The organism is Streptomyces qinglanensis (assembly GCF_900111245.1).
Classification (GTDB): Bacteria; Actinomycetota; Actinomycetes; order Streptomycetales; family Streptomycetaceae; genus Streptomyces; species Streptomyces qinglanensis.
In genome coordinates this window covers 221112-236571 of record NZ_FOGO01000002.1, presented here as the reverse complement: position 1 = coordinate 236571, position 15460 = coordinate 221112, and the positions used below count along the sequence as shown (strand labels likewise).

At 70.9% G+C, this 15460-nt stretch carries 15 protein-coding genes; 10 read left to right on the top strand and 5 right to left on the bottom strand.

The genetic code is table 11. The features are described from left to right. The first annotated feature begins 153 nt into the window (after positions 1-153). The 6 genes from BMX65_RS05355 (at position 154) to BMX65_RS05330 (ending at position 5615) form a co-directional block, all read left to right on the top strand. Complete coding sequence (locus BMX65_RS05355; protein WP_074998978.1) at positions 154-603, top strand: DNA-processing protein DprA; 450 nt, start codon at positions 154-156, stop codon at positions 601-603. 93 nt (positions 604-696) lie between these two features. Continuing rightward, positions 697-864 carry a DUF5670 family protein gene (locus BMX65_RS05350; RefSeq protein ID WP_026004365.1) on the top strand — a complete coding sequence of 56 codons (168 nt, stop codon included), beginning with the start codon at positions 697-699 and terminating at the stop codon, positions 862-864. A 163-nt stretch (positions 865-1027) separates the two neighbouring features. Continuing rightward, positions 1028-1537: a mycothiol transferase gene (locus BMX65_RS05345; protein WP_074998977.1), complete on the top strand. Its 510-nt coding sequence runs from the start codon at positions 1028-1030 to the stop codon at positions 1535-1537. Between the two features lie 160 nt (positions 1538-1697). Continuing rightward, positions 1698-2363 carry a (2Fe-2S)-binding protein gene (locus BMX65_RS05340; protein WP_074998976.1) on the top strand — a complete coding sequence of 222 codons (666 nt, stop codon included), beginning with the start codon at positions 1698-1700 and terminating at the stop codon, positions 2361-2363. Positions 2364-2371: 8 nt separating this feature from the next. Further along, positions 2372-3391 (top strand): FAD binding domain-containing protein, encoded by a 1020-nt coding sequence (locus tag BMX65_RS05335; RefSeq protein WP_074998975.1) that lies wholly within the window; start codon positions 2372-2374, stop codon positions 3389-3391. 85 nt (positions 3392-3476) lie between these two features. Then, positions 3477-5615 (top strand): xanthine dehydrogenase family protein molybdopterin-binding subunit, encoded by a 2139-nt coding sequence (locus BMX65_RS05330; protein ID WP_239502032.1) that lies wholly within the window; start codon positions 3477-3479, stop codon positions 5613-5615. 59 nt (positions 5616-5674) lie between these two features. On the opposite strand, the gene BMX65_RS05325 is transcribed toward BMX65_RS05330, so the two are convergent. Genes BMX65_RS05325 through BMX65_RS05315 form a run of 3 tightly spaced genes read right to left on the bottom strand, consistent with a single transcriptional unit; the run spans position 5675 to position 9223 of the window. Then, positions 5675-6262 carry a hypothetical protein gene (locus BMX65_RS05325; protein WP_074998974.1) on the bottom strand — a complete coding sequence of 196 codons (588 nt, stop codon included), beginning with the start codon at positions 6260-6262 and terminating at the stop codon, positions 5675-5677. A 14-nt stretch (positions 6263-6276) separates the two neighbouring features. Then, positions 6277-8625, bottom strand: a complete 2349-nt coding sequence (locus BMX65_RS05320; protein ID WP_074998973.1) for a hypothetical protein — start codon at positions 8623-8625, stop codon at positions 6277-6279. A gap of 13 nt (positions 8626-8638) precedes the next feature. Further along, complete coding sequence (locus BMX65_RS05315) at positions 8639-9223, bottom strand: WXG100 family type VII secretion target (protein ID WP_143081807.1); 585 nt, start codon at positions 9221-9223, stop codon at positions 8639-8641. Between the two features lie 579 nt (positions 9224-9802). On the opposite strand from BMX65_RS05315, the gene BMX65_RS05310 reads away from it, so the two are divergent. Continuing rightward, complete coding sequence (locus BMX65_RS05310) at positions 9803-10603, top strand: Fpg/Nei family DNA glycosylase (protein ID WP_074999266.1); 801 nt, start codon at positions 9803-9805, stop codon at positions 10601-10603. Between the two features lie 157 nt (positions 10604-10760). On the opposite strand, the gene BMX65_RS05305 is transcribed toward BMX65_RS05310, so the two are convergent. Continuing rightward, positions 10761-11306, bottom strand: a complete 546-nt coding sequence (locus tag BMX65_RS05305) for a CGNR zinc finger domain-containing protein (RefSeq protein ID WP_074999265.1) — start codon at positions 11304-11306, stop codon at positions 10761-10763. Positions 11307-11423: 117 nt separating this feature from the next. On the opposite strand from BMX65_RS05305, the gene BMX65_RS05300 reads away from it, so the two are divergent. After that, on the top strand, positions 11424-12347 hold the full coding sequence (locus BMX65_RS05300) for an alpha/beta fold hydrolase (protein ID WP_074998971.1): 924 nt from the start codon (positions 11424-11426) through the stop codon (positions 12345-12347). Between the two features lie 177 nt (positions 12348-12524). Here the strand turns inward: BMX65_RS05300 and BMX65_RS05295 are convergent, their stop codons facing one another. Further along, positions 12525-12770 carry a hypothetical protein gene (locus BMX65_RS05295; RefSeq protein WP_074998970.1) on the bottom strand — a complete coding sequence of 82 codons (246 nt, stop codon included), beginning with the start codon at positions 12768-12770 and terminating at the stop codon, positions 12525-12527. A 559-nt stretch (positions 12771-13329) separates the two neighbouring features. Here BMX65_RS05295 and BMX65_RS05290 point away from each other — a divergent pair. Both BMX65_RS05290 and BMX65_RS05285 read left to right on the top strand, forming a co-directional pair. Beyond that, positions 13330-13878, top strand: coding sequence for a GNAT family N-acetyltransferase (locus tag BMX65_RS05290; RefSeq protein ID WP_074999264.1), 549 nt, complete (start codon positions 13330-13332; stop codon positions 13876-13878). A 533-nt stretch (positions 13879-14411) separates the two neighbouring features. Further along, the gene (locus BMX65_RS05285; RefSeq protein ID WP_074998969.1) at positions 14412-15209 is read left to right on the top strand and encodes a hypothetical protein; all 798 of its coding nucleotides are present in this window, start codon (positions 14412-14414) and stop codon (positions 15207-15209) included. Positions 15210-15460: the final 251 nt, after the last annotated feature.

Below are 15460 nucleotides of genomic sequence, written 5' to 3'. Positions count from 1 at the left end.
CCCGAAGGGCAGGCGAAGGGCAGACGAAGGGCAGGGCCCGCTCCCCGCCGGGGTGTCGGTCCCGCGTGCGAGGATGCGAAGCGGCCTAGCGAGCGATCGCGCACGGGTGGATGGCCGTCCGAAGCCACCGAGTCAGGGACTGGGGCACTGACGATGCGTACCGTGACCATCACCGGAAGCCGTACGGCGGGACACCACGACGCCGCCCACTATGCGCAGCTCTTCACGGCGTACCTGGCGCCGTTCGCAGCCGACGCGCACTTCTACCTCGGCGGCGGCCGCGGCATCGACAGCCTGGCGCTCAGATGGCTGGCGGAGGAGACCGACGCCTGGCTCACCGTCGCGGTGCCCGGCACCCTGGACCAGCAGCCGCCGGAGGCCAGAAACGCCGTCAACCGCTCCTGGGAGCGCCTCGCGGAGATCGTCGAGCTGGCCGCCGACCCGCTGGACGACGCCGCCTACCTGGCCCGGAACCGGTGGATGGTCGACCGCTCGGCCATGGTGATCGGCTTCCCGGTGGGGACGAGCACCCAGTCGGGCACCTGGCAGACCCTCGACTACGCCTCCCAGCAGGGGAAGGCCCGGCTGGTCGTCCCCACGTGACGACCTGACCCGTGCGTGTTCTGACCCGTGCTCGTCAAGTTGTGCGGTTGCGGTCGGGAGACGGGGGCACTCGGGCCGCGGAGGTGAACGATTGTGGGTCCTTTGCTCCTCGTCCTGCTGCTCGCGCTGATTCTGTTCGGCGCGGGGTTCGCGCTGAAGGCGCTGTGGTGGATCGCGGTGATCGTGCTGGTCGTCTGGCTGCTCGGCTTCCTCGTCCGGCCGTCGGTCGGCGGGCGGCGCGGTCGCTGGTACCGCTGGTAGCCGGCCCGGCCGCACCCCTTCGGCGCACTGCTGTCGGGGGCACCGCCCCCGCCGGTCCCACCCCGTTCCGGGGGTGGGACCGGCGGGGGATCACGTGTGTCCGGAAGCAGTCGGGGGCGGCAGAAGCGCATCCAGTGCGCCCTCCGGCCGTATGGTCGCAAACATGGACACAACCGCCCTCCTCACGGACGCCTTCACCCGGCTGAACGGCGAGGTCCACGCGGCGCTCAGCGGGATCCGCAAGAAGAACCTCAACGAGCCGCCCGACCCTGGGGGCAACAGCGTCTGCTGGCTGATCTGGCACCTCACCCGGGTGCAGGACGACCACCTCGCCGACGCCGCGGGTACGGAACAGGTCTGGCACGCACAGGGGTTCGAGGATCGTTTCGGGCTGCCCCTCCCGGCCGACGACACCGGATTCGGCCACACGCCCGAGGAGGTGGCCGCCGTCCGGGTGGATTCGCCGAGACCGCTGCTGGACTACCACGACGCGGTCCACGAGGAGACTCTCGGCTATCTGGGCACTCTCAGTTCCCGATCCCTCGACCGCATCGTGGACGAGGCGTGGGATCCGCCGGTCTCGCTCGGGGTACGTCTCGTCAGCGTCCTCGGCGACACCCTGCAGCACGTCGGTCAGGCGGCCTTCCTGCGCGGCGTGCTGGAACGCCGCTGAGCCGCACCCGCAGCCGCACCCTCCCCCAAAAAACCGTGGATGCCGCATCCCGCACCCTCCCCCTCCGGCACCCTCCTCCCTCCTCCCTCCCTCCGCAGCCTCGCCCCACCAGCCCGCACCAGCCCGCACCAGCCGCAAGAGCCGACGAGAGGCGCGCCCCGTGATCCCCCAGCGCACCGCCACCAGCTCGACCCTCACCCTGCACGTCAACGACACCGCGCACACCGTGACCGTCGACCACCGGGCCACCGTCCTCGACGTACTGCGCGAACAGCTCGACCTCACCGGCAGCAAGAAGGGCTGCGACCACGGCCAGTGCGGCGCCTGCACGGTGCTGCTGGAGGGGCGCCGCGCCAACAGTTGCCTGCTGCTCGCGGTGGCGCACGACGGCGCGCACCTGACCACCGTCGAGGGGCTCGGCGACGCCGAGGAGCCGCATCCGCTGCAGCGCGCGTTCGAGGAGCGGGACGCCTTCCAGTGCGGCTACTGCACGCCGGGCCAGATCGTCTCCGGGGTCGGCATGCTGTGCGAGGCCGCCGAGGGGCACCCCTCGCACGCCACTCCCGGCGAGGTGCTGCAGCGGTCCACCGGGGAGCCGGCCGAACTGAGCCGCGCGGAGATCCGGGAGCGGATGAGCGGCAACCTCTGCCGGTGCGGCGCCTACCCGCACATCGTGGCGGCCCTGGAGGACGCGAGCGGCCACGTCGGTCCGCGCTCCGGCACCGCGCATCCCGCCTCCGGCCCCGCATCCGACCGCGACTCGGACCGCGACTCGGACCGCGACTCGGACCGCGACTCCGCCTCCGACGCCGCACCGGCGAGGTGACCCGCACCATGAAACCCTTCACCTTCGAACGCGCCACCAGCCCCGAGCAGGCCGTCTCCGCCTTCGCCGCGCAGCCGCACGCGTACTTCCTGGCGGGCGGCACCAACCTCGTCGACCTGATGAAACTCGGCGTGGAGGCCCCCGGGCACCTCATCGACGTCTCACGGCTGGCCCTGGACACCGTCGAGACCGCGCCCGGCGGCGGCCTGCGGGTGGGCGCCAACGTCCGCAACAGCGACCTGGCCGCGCATCCCGCCGTCCGCAGCGACTATCCGGCGCTGGCCCAGGCGCTGCTGGCCGGTGCCTCCGGGCAGCTCCGCAACCTGGCCACCACCGGTGGCAACCTCCTGCAGCGCACCCGCTGCCCCTACTTCCAGGACCTCTCGGCGCCCTGCAACAAGCGTGAGCCCGGAGCGGGCTGCTCGGCCCGCGAGGGCGCCACCAGGGACATGGCGGTCCTGGGCCACTCCGAGCACTGCGTGGCCACCCACCCCTCCGACATGGCCGTCGCGCTGGCCGCCTACGACGCGGAGGTCGAACTGCTCGGCCCCGAGGGGACCAGGACGGTCCCCGCCGCCGCGTTCCACCGGCTGCCGGGCGACACCCCGGAGCGGGACACCGTGCTCCGGCCCGGCGAACTCGTCGCGCACCTCACCCTGCCCGCATCGCCCGCCGGGGCCCGCGCGGGCTACCGCAAGGCCCGCGACCGCGCCTCCTACGCCTTCGCGCTGGCCTCGGCCGCCGCCGTTCTCGCACTCGACGAGGACGGGACCGTGCGGCACGCCGCGCTCGCGTTCGGCGCGCTGGCACACCGGCCGTGGCGGGCCCGCACCGCCGAGGAGGTGCTGGTCGGGACCCGCGCCGACGCGGACACCTTCGCCCGCGCCGTGGACGCCGAGCTGGCCGCGGCCGAGCCGCTGGCGGACAACGCCTTCAAGGTGCCGCTGGCCCGCGGCGTGGCCGTACGGCTGCTGACCGGCCTCGCCGAGCCCCCGCAGCCCGCCGCGAACCGCTCCGCAGGGGTCTGAGGCTCCGAAGACGACGAAGAAGACGAACACGAACACGAACACGCAGACGAACACGCAGACGAGGACGACGACGAGGACGAGGACGATGGCCGTGGACGACACCACCTCCCAGGACCGCACCGCCTCCCGCGACCGCGCCGGTTCCCGGGGCCGCTCCGGCGAACCCGTGCTGGGCTCCCCCGCCGCCCGCCGCGAAGGGCACGCCAAGGTCACCGGCGCGGCCCGCTACGCCGCCGAACACACCCCGCCCGCCTGCGTGTACGGCCGACCGGTGCCCGCGACCGTCCCGCACGGCAGCGTCACCGGCATCGACGACAGCGAGGCCATGGCCCTGCCCGGCGCACTCGCCGTCCTCACCCACGAGAACGCGCCCCGGCTCGGCGAACCCGACGACCCCATCCTCGCCCTGCTCCAGACCCCGCAGGTGCCGCACCGGGGCTGGTACGTGGCGCTGGCCGTCGCCGAGACCCCCGAGACGGCGCGCGAGATGGCGCAGGCGATCCGGGTCGACTACGCGGAGGAGCCGCACGACGTGCTGCTCCGCGCCGACCACCCCGGGCTCTACCACCCCGAGGAGGCCAACGGCGGCTATCCGGCCGACCAGGAGACCGGCGACTTCGACGCGGAGTACGCGGCGGCGCCGCACCAGTTCGACGCGACCTACACCCTCAGCCCGCTGCACAACCACCCCATGGAGCCGCACGCCGCCACCGCCGTGTGGGAGGGCGGCCATCTGATCGCCTACGACTCCAGCCAGGGCGCCACCCTCGTCGGCACCACACTCGCGGCGCTGTTCGGCCTGGAACCGGCACAGGTCACGGTCGTCTCCGAACACGTCGGCGGCGGCTTCGGCTCCAAGGGCACCCCGCGCCCGCAGGCCGTGCTCGCCGCCATGGCAGCCCTGCACACCGGACGCGCCGTCAAGGTCGTCCTGCCCCGGCGCGAACTGCCCGGCGTCGTCGGCCACCGTGCCCCCACCATCCAGCGGCTGCGCCTCGGCACCCGGGACGACGGCACCCTGACCGCGCTCGGGCACGACGTGCTCACCCACACCGCCTCGTTCAAGGAATTCGTGGAGCAGGCGGCCGTGCCCTCACGCGTCATGTACGGCGCCGTGGGGATCCGTACCGGCCACCAGGTGGTCCCGCTGGACGTCCCCGCCCCCTCCTGGATGCGGGCCCCGGGCGAAGCGCCCGGCATGTACGCGCTCGAATCCGCGATGGACGAGGTGGCCACAGCCCTCGGCATCGACCCGGTCGAACTGCGGCTGCGCAACATCCCCGACCGGGAGCCCGACAGCGGCAAGCCGTTCAGCAGCCACCACTTGGCCGACTGCCTGCGCGAGGGCGCCCGCCGGTTCGGCTGGGAGCGCCGCGACCCGCGGCCGGGCACTCGTCGTGACGGCGACCTGCTGCTGGGCACGGGCGTGGCCGCGGCCACCTACCCGGTCTACGTCGCCCCGTCCACCGCATCCGTCCAGGTGCTGGGCGACGGCGCCCGGCCCGGCTACCAGGTGCGCGTCAACGCCACCGACATCGGCACCGGAGCCCGTACCGTGCTCGCCCAGATCGCCGCCGAGGAGCTCGGCGTGGAACTGGACGCCGTCCGCGTCGACATCGGCAGCAGCGACCTGCCCGCTGCGTCGGTGGCCGGCGGATCCTCCGGCACCGCCTCCTGGGGCTGGGCCGTCCACAAGGCGTGCCGGGAGCTGCGCGAGTCCGGCGGCAGCATCGTCACCGTCGACACCGCCACCGACGTGCGCTCCCAGGAGGACTACGCGCGGCACGCCTTCGGCGCCGTCTTCGCGGAGGTCGCGGTCGACACCGTCACCGGGGAGGTGCGCACCCGCCGGCTGCTCGGCGTCTTCGCCGCGGGCCGGATCCTGAACGCGCGCACCGCCCGCTCCCAGTTCATCGGCGGCATGACGATGGGCCTGGGCATGGCGCTGACCGAGCAGAGCACGCTGGACGCCCGGCTCGGCGGCTTCGTCGAACGGGACCTGGCCGCCTACCACGTCCCCGCGCACGCGGACGTCCCCGACATCGACGCGCACTGGATCGAGGAGCACGACCCGCATCTCAACCCCGTCGGCGGCAAGGGCATCGGGGAGATCGGCATCGTCGGCACCCCCGCGGCCCTGGCCAACGCCGTCCACCACGCCACCGGCACCCGCCACCGCACCCTGCCCCTCACCCCGGACCGGGTGGGAGTGAGCGGCGGGTAAGAGGGAGAGAAGCTTCTGAGCGCGCCATCGCCCCCGGGGGGCGATGGCGCTACGGCTGGTCAGTCGCGGTCGTCCGCGGCCGGGGCACCGTTGCACGCTGTGGTCCGGTGCGCCTCGACCGCCTGCTCGACGATCCGTACCACGTCCTGGCGCAACTTCCCGTAGTTCTTCCGCCACGCCTGGGCTTTGATGTACAGATTGGTGGCGTTGTCGTCGCCCGTGTCCTTCGTACAGGGGACGACGACGACGGCGGCGTCCCGGGAGGACCAGCTCTGCTCGAAGCCGGGAACGCTCTCGGTCTTGCCGTGGCCCGGGCCCGTGCCCACCCGGTCGGGCCTGTGCGCCGCGTTGTGCTGCTCGACGGAGACCCGCAGTACCTGCTTGCCGTCCACCGTGATGCCGCACTGGGCGTTGTAGCCGAGCTCTTCCCTGGTCAGCCGCTTCCAGCGGTCCGCGTAGTGGGATACGGGAACGACCCGGTCCACCACCGACTCGGCGGCCCAGCAGGTGGTGTCCCCCGAGATGTCGGAGAACTTCTTGGCATTGTTGCGGTCCTCCTGTTGGGAGAGCGCGCCGCCCAGCGCCCCCGCCGCGACCAGGGCCACGGCGAGGACGGAGAGCAGGGTGATACGGAGCGGGCGGTTCATGTGTGTGCGTTCCACTATTTCTGTACGGCCATTTGCCTGACTTGTTCGATCGAGGTGAGGAACGGCGCCGTGGACGCCACCCTGGTGTATCCGTGGGTGAAGCCGTCCTCGGAGTACAGCTCCGACCAACTCTTCGAGACGTCGACGTTGTACTCCTTCCCGATGGCCTCCAGCATCTTCTCGTTCTGCCGCACGTCACGCCCGGCCATCTCGTCGTAGATCGCGCCGGCTCTGTCCGCCGCCGGGGCGGACTTGTTGCTGCTCCAGTGCGCGGCGTCGTGGTCGTTGAGCGCTGCCCCCTCAGCCCCGATGATCAGCGCCGCGGCGGTCGCGGCTCCGACGGGATGCGCGGCAAAGGGCTTCAGGACGCTGACACCCGTCACCACGGTGCCGAAAGCGCCGTTGGTCCACAGACGTGTGTGCAGAGTGCCCTTGTCGTATTCCTGATCCTCCACGACTGCCGGGCCGATGATGGCCTCCTGGGCGCCGGCGGCCAGCGTGCCCGCGGTCTCTCCCGAGACCTTGAGCACCTCGTGCACGATGTCCTCCGGCGGAGCGTGGTACCCCTGATTCGCGGGGACGTCTCCGCCCAGGTGATGGTCGAGTACTTGGGCGGTGTAGAGCTTCTGGCCGGCGGTGACCGCCGCATTGGCTTCCGGATCTTGTCCGAGCTGCACGAGGAACTTCGTCGCATCGCGGTGTTCCATCGCGGCCTGTTCCCCGGACATGGGGAACAGCTTGTCCTCGTCCGAGCCTTCCTTCATGGCTCGGAAGAAGTCCGGCGCGTACTCGGCTGCGGCGTTCCCCAGACCGTGGCGCATGCCGGGGTACATCGGCATCTCCGCGTTTCCGTTGTCGTCCATCTCCCCCATACCCTTGATGAGGTCGGACATCACGTCTGCCTGGTCCGTGGTGTGCTCCGCCGGGACATGCAACTGTCCGTCCCAGGCATGGCCGGTCGTCGCGGCGCCGAGCGCGTGGCCCGTCGCCACGTGCCCGCCCTGCCAGTCCTTGTGCGGCCCGGAGTCGGGGATCGGACCGTCGGGGAACCACTTGCGGTCCTTCAGGACGTACTCGAAGTTCTCCTTGTCCGAGAAGAAGTCGGTCGAAGCCTCCGCGTTGTGCCCGAGCGCCTCCATGTACCCGGTGAACGGGTCCTGGCCCTGGTCGTACTCGGGCCCGAAATTAAGATAGTTCGGCGGGTTGACGCCGTAGTTGCCCCACTTCCGCTCGCCGATCTGCTCCTCGCTGTTGTCGCCGACCGGCGGAATGAAGGGCTTCTTGTCCGCCTTGAGCAGCGCTTCGCCGTAGTCGTGCAGGAACCCGGATTCCCACTTCCCGGTGCGCATCAGGTTGCTCATGACCTGGAACCCGTACGGTGCCAGCGCACTCTGGCCCACGGGAACCTTCGGGGAGGCCGGCCCTATCCGCTGGTAGCCGAGGTCGACGGCGTCCTGCTTCCACTTCTCCATGGCCGGAGACTCCGAGTGGCTGGCCAGGGCCAAGGTGTTGCCGAGATTGTCCTGAAGGGCGGCAAGCTGCTTCTCCACCCCTTTCGGACGATCTATCGGGTCTGCGGGCGTCGTGTCCTCGTAGTCCGGCTGAGCGGCCTTGGCCCAGAACTCCAGAGCGCCCTTCGCGCCCTTGCGGGTGGCGAACTCCTCCGCGAAGTCGGCATTGCCGTCGTTTATCGCGAAGATACGGTTGGCCTTGGCGAACAGCTTTGGATCCCGCTTGAAATCCTTGTCGCCCGCCAGCTTGTACAGTGCGTCGACGTCCTTCTTGGCCTGCATTTTCGGGGTGTCGCCGCTGAAGCCGTCGCCGTGCGGGTCGAAGGTCAGGGCCTTCTTCAGGTCCGCGTCGGCCTCGGCCGCGTCGCGGAGGGCCTTCTCGATCTTCTTGTTGAGGTCCGTGATGACCTCGTGGTACGCCTTCCTGATCCCTGAGCCGTCCTCACCTTCGGGCGGGTCGACGTAGACGACGCCGTCCTTGGAGTTCAGCTTGAGGTAGTTCTTTCCGCCGCCCGTCGGCTTCTCGGACACCGTGGACTCGACGTCCACCAGGTCCTTCTTGGCGCCCTCGAACACCTTCAGGCAGCGGGACATCTCCTTCCCGAGCCACTCGGCCTGTCCGGCGGCCTCCGTGACCTGATTCTGGACGACCGTGAAGTGCTTGACCGCTGCCTTGTGGGAGTCGCCGTGCCAGCCGCTCCGATCGGTGCTCAGCGGTTTGGTGACCGTGCGGTCGAACGAGGTGTGGACGTCTCTGAAGTCCTCCGGGAGCTTGTTCCACGCCTTCACCACCGCGCTCAGCGCGGTCAGATTCACGTGACGCACCGTCTGGTAATCGAGGCTGTCGCTCATGAGGCGGCTCCCCCTAGGACTTCGGCTCGGTCGAGGGCACTGTCGGCAGCGGGGGGCCGTACACCGGCTTCTGCGACGGCGGTGGCTTCAGCAGTGGGTACTGGTCCGTGGAGAACGGGTACTGCGGTGTGGTGGAGAGCAGCGGCTTCCGGTTCGGGTCCAGGAGGTACTTGAGCGGGTGCTCCTTCCGGTCCCGGTCCTCGGCGATCTTGTCCACCTGTTCCTTGGTGTACACATCCCCCTCCAACGTCTTCGCCGTGACGTTGCGGAGCGCCGTGGCCGTGTTCGCGAACTGCTTGCGCAGATGCTTCATCTGGCCGCGCCACATCTCCTGGAACGTCTTGAAGGCGTCGTCGCTGGCAAAGCCTTTCATCGACCCGGGGACCTGTTCCATCTCCCGCATGGCGGCGTTGTCCACCTTTTGGAAGGCGGTGTCGACCTTCTCCACCTTCTTGGCCGTTGCGTCGAGTACGGACGGCGTCACTTGGAGCCACTTTCCGTCGTCCTTGCCGCCGGCGCCGTTCAACTGCATGGCGGTGGAGGACTGCTTGTCCCGCGCTCCGGCCACCAACCCGGCCCATTCCTGCTCGAATGACACGAATCCCCGCTTCCGCCGGTGAACACTGCCGATCCTCTGAGGAACTTACAAGGGAAGTGGATCGAACGTCTCCCAAATACACGTGAAGAAAGTGCGGTTGGTTCCGGAACCGTCCCCGGTGTCGTTCCGATGAGCCCGTGTCGGGCTCCGTACCCCTGTGTCGGACTCATGTGCCGGTGTCGCTTCTTCTGCCCTCAGCGCGGTCCGTGCGGTCCGTGCAGCCTGTGCGGCCTGTGCGGCCTGTGCGGCCTGTGCGGTCTGTGCGGCCTGTGCGGAGTGGCAGGCCGGTGCGCGGGGTCTTCGGCGCGGGGAGCGGGCGAGTGGGGTGCCCGTTGTCCGGCACGCGGGCGGTGGCGCGGTGCCGGTCCGGTGTCGTCCCGAGTTGTTTCGATGCGCGGTCGGACGCGAGCGATGCGGCTCGGTTCCGCGTGCGACGGGCTTCGGGCACTCGTACGGTGAGGAGGGAGGTGCGCGCGAGGGGAGCACGCCCTGCTGAGCGGCGGATGCCGGGCGGTGGCACCGCCGGGTGCCCAGCAAGGGGACTGGCGGACCGCGGGACCGCGGGACGAGGTGGCGGACATGCCCGAACTCCCGGACGTCGAGAGTTTCCGGAAGGTCCTGGCCGACTGCGCCCAGGGCCGGACGATCCGCCGGGTCGAGATACGCGACTCCGGCGTCCTGCACGGCACCAGCGCACGACGGCTCAGTCGTGACCTGGCGGGACGGGAGGTGCAGGAGCCCGAGCGGCACGGCAAGTGGCTCGTCGTCCACACCGACGGCCCCGCCCTCCTCCTCCACTTCGGTATGACCGGTCGCCTCGTGTGCGCGGACGCGGACGATCCGCCGCACCGCCACGACCGGATCCTGTTCACCCTTGGTGACATGCGCCGACCGCGCCAGCTCCGCTACCGGGACCAGCGCAAACTCCAGGGGCTCTGGTACGCGGACGACCCCGAGGCCGCCCGTCGCCTCGACGAGCAGGGTCCTGACGCACTGACCGTCTCCCGGGCGGATCTCGACGCGGTCCTCGCCGCCCGCCGCGGTCACCTCAAGTCCGCGCTCCTCGACCAGTCCGTCCTCGCCGGTCTCGGCAACCTGCTCACCGACGAGATCCTGTGGCAGGCCCGGCTGCACCCCGCACGCACCACCCGTTCCCTCACCGAGGACGAGCGCGCAGCACTGCACCGGACGCTGCGCCGCGTGCTGCGCAGTTCCGTCCGCGCCGGGCACGTCCCGCCCCGTGACACCTGGCTGACCGGCCGCCGCGACGCCCCCGGCGGAGCACCCTGCCCCCACTGCGACATCCGGCTCAGTACCGCCCCGGTCGCCGGACGGACCACGCTCTGGTGCCCGCGCTGTCAGCCCGAGCCGTCCCCGTAGCGGGCGGCGCCTCGGGCGAGGGCATCGGGGTGCGGGCGGCCGGGCTAGCCGGGCGGTCGGGACGTGGCGGTGCCGAACCGTCGTCCGGGCACGGGCGCGGGCGCAGGCGCGGGCGCAGGCGCGGGACCGGCCGCGCTCTGCGCCGGTCAGGAGGCCGTCACGAGTTCTCCGTCTGCGTCTGCGTCTCCGCCTTCGCTTCCGTTTCTGTTTCCGTCTCCCGGGTGCGGGCCTGATGCCGACGGGCTTTGAGCCGGTTCCCGCAGGTCTTCATCGAGCACCACCGTGCGGTGTTGGCGCGGCTGCGGTCCAGGAGGAAGAGGCGGCAGTCAGGGTTTCCGCACGGCCGCAGCCGGCCGGGCAGGCGCTCTTTGACGTCCGCCCAGGCGAGTACGAGCTCCACGGCCGTCCTGCGCTCCGGTGGCATCTCCACGTGCCACTCGATCCCGGAGGGGCCGGGCCGCGGGACCTTGCGGACGCCGGCCAGGATCCGGCGCAGCCGCGGCTCCGCGGGCGCGCCGGACTCCACCGCCTGGAGCGCGTCCCGCGCGGTGCGCAGCCACCGGCGCTCCGCGTCGCCGCCGTGGCCCCCGTGCTCCCGTGCCCACCGGTCCACCTCGTGATCGTCGCGCCACAGGTCCCGGCGTCGGCCGTCCACGACAGGGCTGCTGTTCAGTGCCTGCATCAGGGCTTGGTCGTCCAGCACGGCACCCACCTTCCCCACTTGGTTCTTCTAACCCCATCAAGCTATTTGACAGGTTACTCCATGCGCTGTGTACTGGCGCTCATCTGTAACTGTCACGAGACCTCGAAGGGGTTAGCAATGGTTGAGATCCGCCACCACTACGCGACCGTGCGGGGACACCGCCTCTTCTACCGGGAAGCGGGACCGCGCGAGGCGCCCACGCTCGTCCTCCTGCACGGCTTCCCCACCAGCTCCCGCATGTTCCGCCACCTCATCCCGGCGCTGGCCGACCGGTTCCACGTCATCGCCCCCGACCACCTCGGCTTCGGCAACTCCGACGCCCCGCCCGTCGACGCGTTCACCTACACCTTCGACTCCCTGACCGACCTCACCGAAGCCCTCCTGGCCCAGCTCGGCGTCACCCGCTACGCCGTCTACGTCCAGGACTACGGCGCCCCCATCGGCTGGCGGCTGGCCCTGCGCACCCCGGACGCGGTCACCGCCGTGATCACGCAGAACGGCAACGCCTACGACGACGGCTTCGTACCGGACTTCTGGGAGCCCGTCTGGGCGTACTGCGAGGATCCGGGCCCCCGCACCGAACCCGCCGCCCGCGCGGCGCTCTCCCTCGACGCCATCCGCTGGCAGTACCTGCACGGAGTGGACCGCCCCGAACTGGTCGACCCCGACACCTGGGCCGCCGACCACCGCGAGGTCGACCGACCGGGCCTCGACCTCGTACAGCTCGCCCTGTTCCGGGACTACGCGAGCAACCCGCCCCTCTACCCCCGCGTGCACGCCTACTTCCGGGAGCGGCAAGTCCCCCTGCTGGCCGTCTGGGGCGCCGGCGACGAGATCTTCGGCCCGGACGGCGCACGGGCCTTCGCCCGGGACCTGCCGGACGCGGAGATCCATCTGATCCCCGGTGGCGGACACTTCCTCCTGGAGAGCCACCTGGACACCGTGGCCGGATACATCCGCGCCTTCCTCACCGGTCCCGCGGCCCTCACCGGCTCCGCGGCACCGGCGTTGAAGAGCGCGGAGCCCTCCGCGGACGGATGACGGCGCAACGCTCCGCAGAGCCGGAGCCGGTGGGACGGGCCAGGGAGGCGCGAAGAGGCGCCGGGGCCCTGGCCGCCCACGTCACTCTCCCGTCGCCCGCTCCCCGGGAAACCGGGGAGGCGGGAAACCGGGGAGGCGGGAAACCAGGGAGCCGGGGAGCGGACGACGGCCGTCGGCTCACAGCCGCGTCGCAACCTCGACCGCCGTGCCGATCCCTCCCATGACGAAGAAGATCCCACCGGCGATCCGCAGCGTCCGGGGCCCGATGCCCCCGCCCAGCCCCGTCACACGGCGCTCGACGCGGAGGTACACATAGTCGGCCGCCCCCCTGATGTTGAACGCGAGAATCCCGCCCAGGACGAAGAGGCACGCCGGGTACACCACGCCCCCCGAGTCCGGCGGAACCTCTGCCGCGCCGATCACTCCAACCCCTCCCCACACCGTCGGCACCCACTCACTGCTCACAACGTGGTGAAGCACTCCCCCGGCCCTACAGACGCGGCGGGGAAGGTGCCGCTTCACTTCCTACCGCGCTTACGCGGCTACCTCATCCGCTTCCCGCTCGGGTACGACGACCATGCCCCGCCGCGACCTCGGTGCGGCCATGTGCGACCGGGTCGGCCCCGCGCTGACGGCGGGCATCGCCCCGGCTTCGCACCGAGCCGATCCGATCGTCGCAGAGCTTGCGCCGCACCATGGACATCTCCTCGGCCGCTCCGACGACACCGAGGTGCGCCACCTGCCGCTGGCCCGGCCGGAGAGGATGAGCGACCCGCGCCGGGATCACTACCTCCAGCTCCTCGTGGTGATCAACGACTGGCCCGCTCCGGAGATCCTGGCCCGCTCCGGAGATCCTGGCACCGACGGTCAACTGGTCCATCGAGGCCCTGCGCGTCCGAACAGAACGGAAATGGGCCGGGGATCGTCGGCGTGGGGGCGGAACACCGCCGCATACGATCGGCAGGTGAACGACATCGCCATCCTGCACGCGGGCGCGACGCCATCCGCTCCCGCACTCGTACTTCGTCCCTGGCGCGAGGAGGACGTTGCTGCCCTCATCGAGGTGTTCCGGGATCCCGCACTGCGCCACTGGACCGGCTCGGCCGTCGAGAACGAGGGCGACGCGATGCAGTGGGTGCGGAGCCAGGAGCGAGGCTGGACAGCGGGGAACCGGTTCGGGTTCGCGGTTCTCGAAGCACAACCCGGTGCGCCGCAAGGCCGGTTGGCGGGCCAAGTGGTCCTCAAGGAGGTGGCGTCCGGCAAACCGTCGGCCGAGGTGGGCTACTGGACCGCGGCGCATGCCCGTGGGCGCGGAGTGGCGCCGCGCGCTGTGGAGGCTCTCACCGGCTGGGCCTTCGACGTCGTGGGAGCCGGCGCGCTGGAGCAGTTGGAACTCCTGCATCAAGTGGACAACGCGGCATCGTGCCGCGTCGCAGACAAGAGCCGGTACGGCCTCGACGCAGTCCTGCCCCCGGCGCCGCCGTCCTTTCCCCGCGAGGGGCATCTGCACATACGGCGCAGGGATTCCTGAGATCTCCTCGGCAAGGCCGCGCAAGCCGCGGGGCGGGGCCTCGGGGCGTTCGACAAAGCCGCCGTTCTCAGAAGGGACCCGGCGCGGACCAAGGCGACGAGGCGGGGTGCAGTGCTCACACGCCAGCGGTCCTGCGCGGAATCGGGGCGCCCTACCGTGAATCGGCGCGGACGAGCGGGCAGAGGTTCCAACCGGACATTGGGACAGGGGGACAGGGGGACAGGGGGAAACATGCGGAGGCGGTTGCGGAAGCTGTCCGTGGACGGACGAGAGTTCACCTGGTCGGGCCGCATCCTTCACGTGAGCGGCGAGCGCGACTGCCCCAGATGCGTCCGGCTCCGCATCTGGGGCGCAGGAAAGAACACTCCCGGTGCGGGTTCTCCCGGCGCCGGCTCTTCCGGCGCCGGCGCCCCAGATGTCATCTGAGGACCGACCTGGCTCCACAGCTCCGGCTCGGGACCGCGGGAGCCCCAAGTTGTAGAGTGCTCTCTTCGCCAGGTCCCCTGCGCGGAGTCCCACCGGCAGGTCGCTTCATGTCCTTTCCTCCTGACTCCGATCCGTACACCGTGTGGCGGCACGCGTTGGCGGAGGCCGACCGGGTCTTCGCCTCGCCTCCCGAGCTCGACCGTCCGGTGGACGGCTGTACGTACTGCACCCCGGAATCGGAGCTGCACATCCTCGGTGGCGATCCCGCTGCCGTGCCGGACGATCTCCTCGGGCATTTCATGCGGGAGGTCCCCAGCCACTGGGAGGCGGACCAGTACCCCGTCCTGTGGCGTCGCCTCATGCCCCGCGCGCTGCGCTACTGGGGACCGGGAGGGCACGGGGCCGATCCCTCCGAGGAGCTCGGTCATCTCGGCCGACTCGGTGCCGGATTCGCCGACTGGCCGGCGCCCGAACGTGCTGCCGCAGAGCAGGCATTCCGCGCGCTGCTGGCCATCGCTCTGGTCGACGGTCGTCCCCCTTCGGACCTCACCGAACTCATCGAGGGAATCGCGCACGCGACGGAGGGCGTGGAACCGTGGTTGGCTCACCTTGCCGGGCTCTCCGGACCAGAGGCGGATGCCGGGCTCGTCCGTCTCGCTCTCGACTGGGCGACCGAGCTCCTCTGGGAGGAACTCGAGTTCACGTGGTGGCACGAGGGCGATCCCCAGGTGATTGCCGCCTGGCTCCCCACTCAGCGACCCCGCATCGCCGCCTTTGCCCGACGTCATCCGAGCTGCAAGACCGCGGCGGACGCTCTGATCGCGGTCGACCGCCTCCAGGCCGGTGACCACAGCCCATGGCTGTACCCGTACGGGATGAACGAGCTGCTCAGCCTGGTCCCATGAAGCCGAGCGCGGAGCACCCGCGGCACGTCGTCCGACCGTGTTGTCGGCGCCGGGTGCGACGGGATGGCCGGATGAGCAGATGTGCCAGGCCGCTCGACGGAGTGCAGGGGCCGCTCAGAGTCGCGCTCCAGGAGTGACCGTGGCACCTCTGGCTGCCCGGATCCCGGATCCCGGATCCCGGATCCCGGATCCCGGATCCCGGATCCCGGACTGCCCGGCGCTGAGGTCGGCTACGGCTCCCGGCGCTAGTG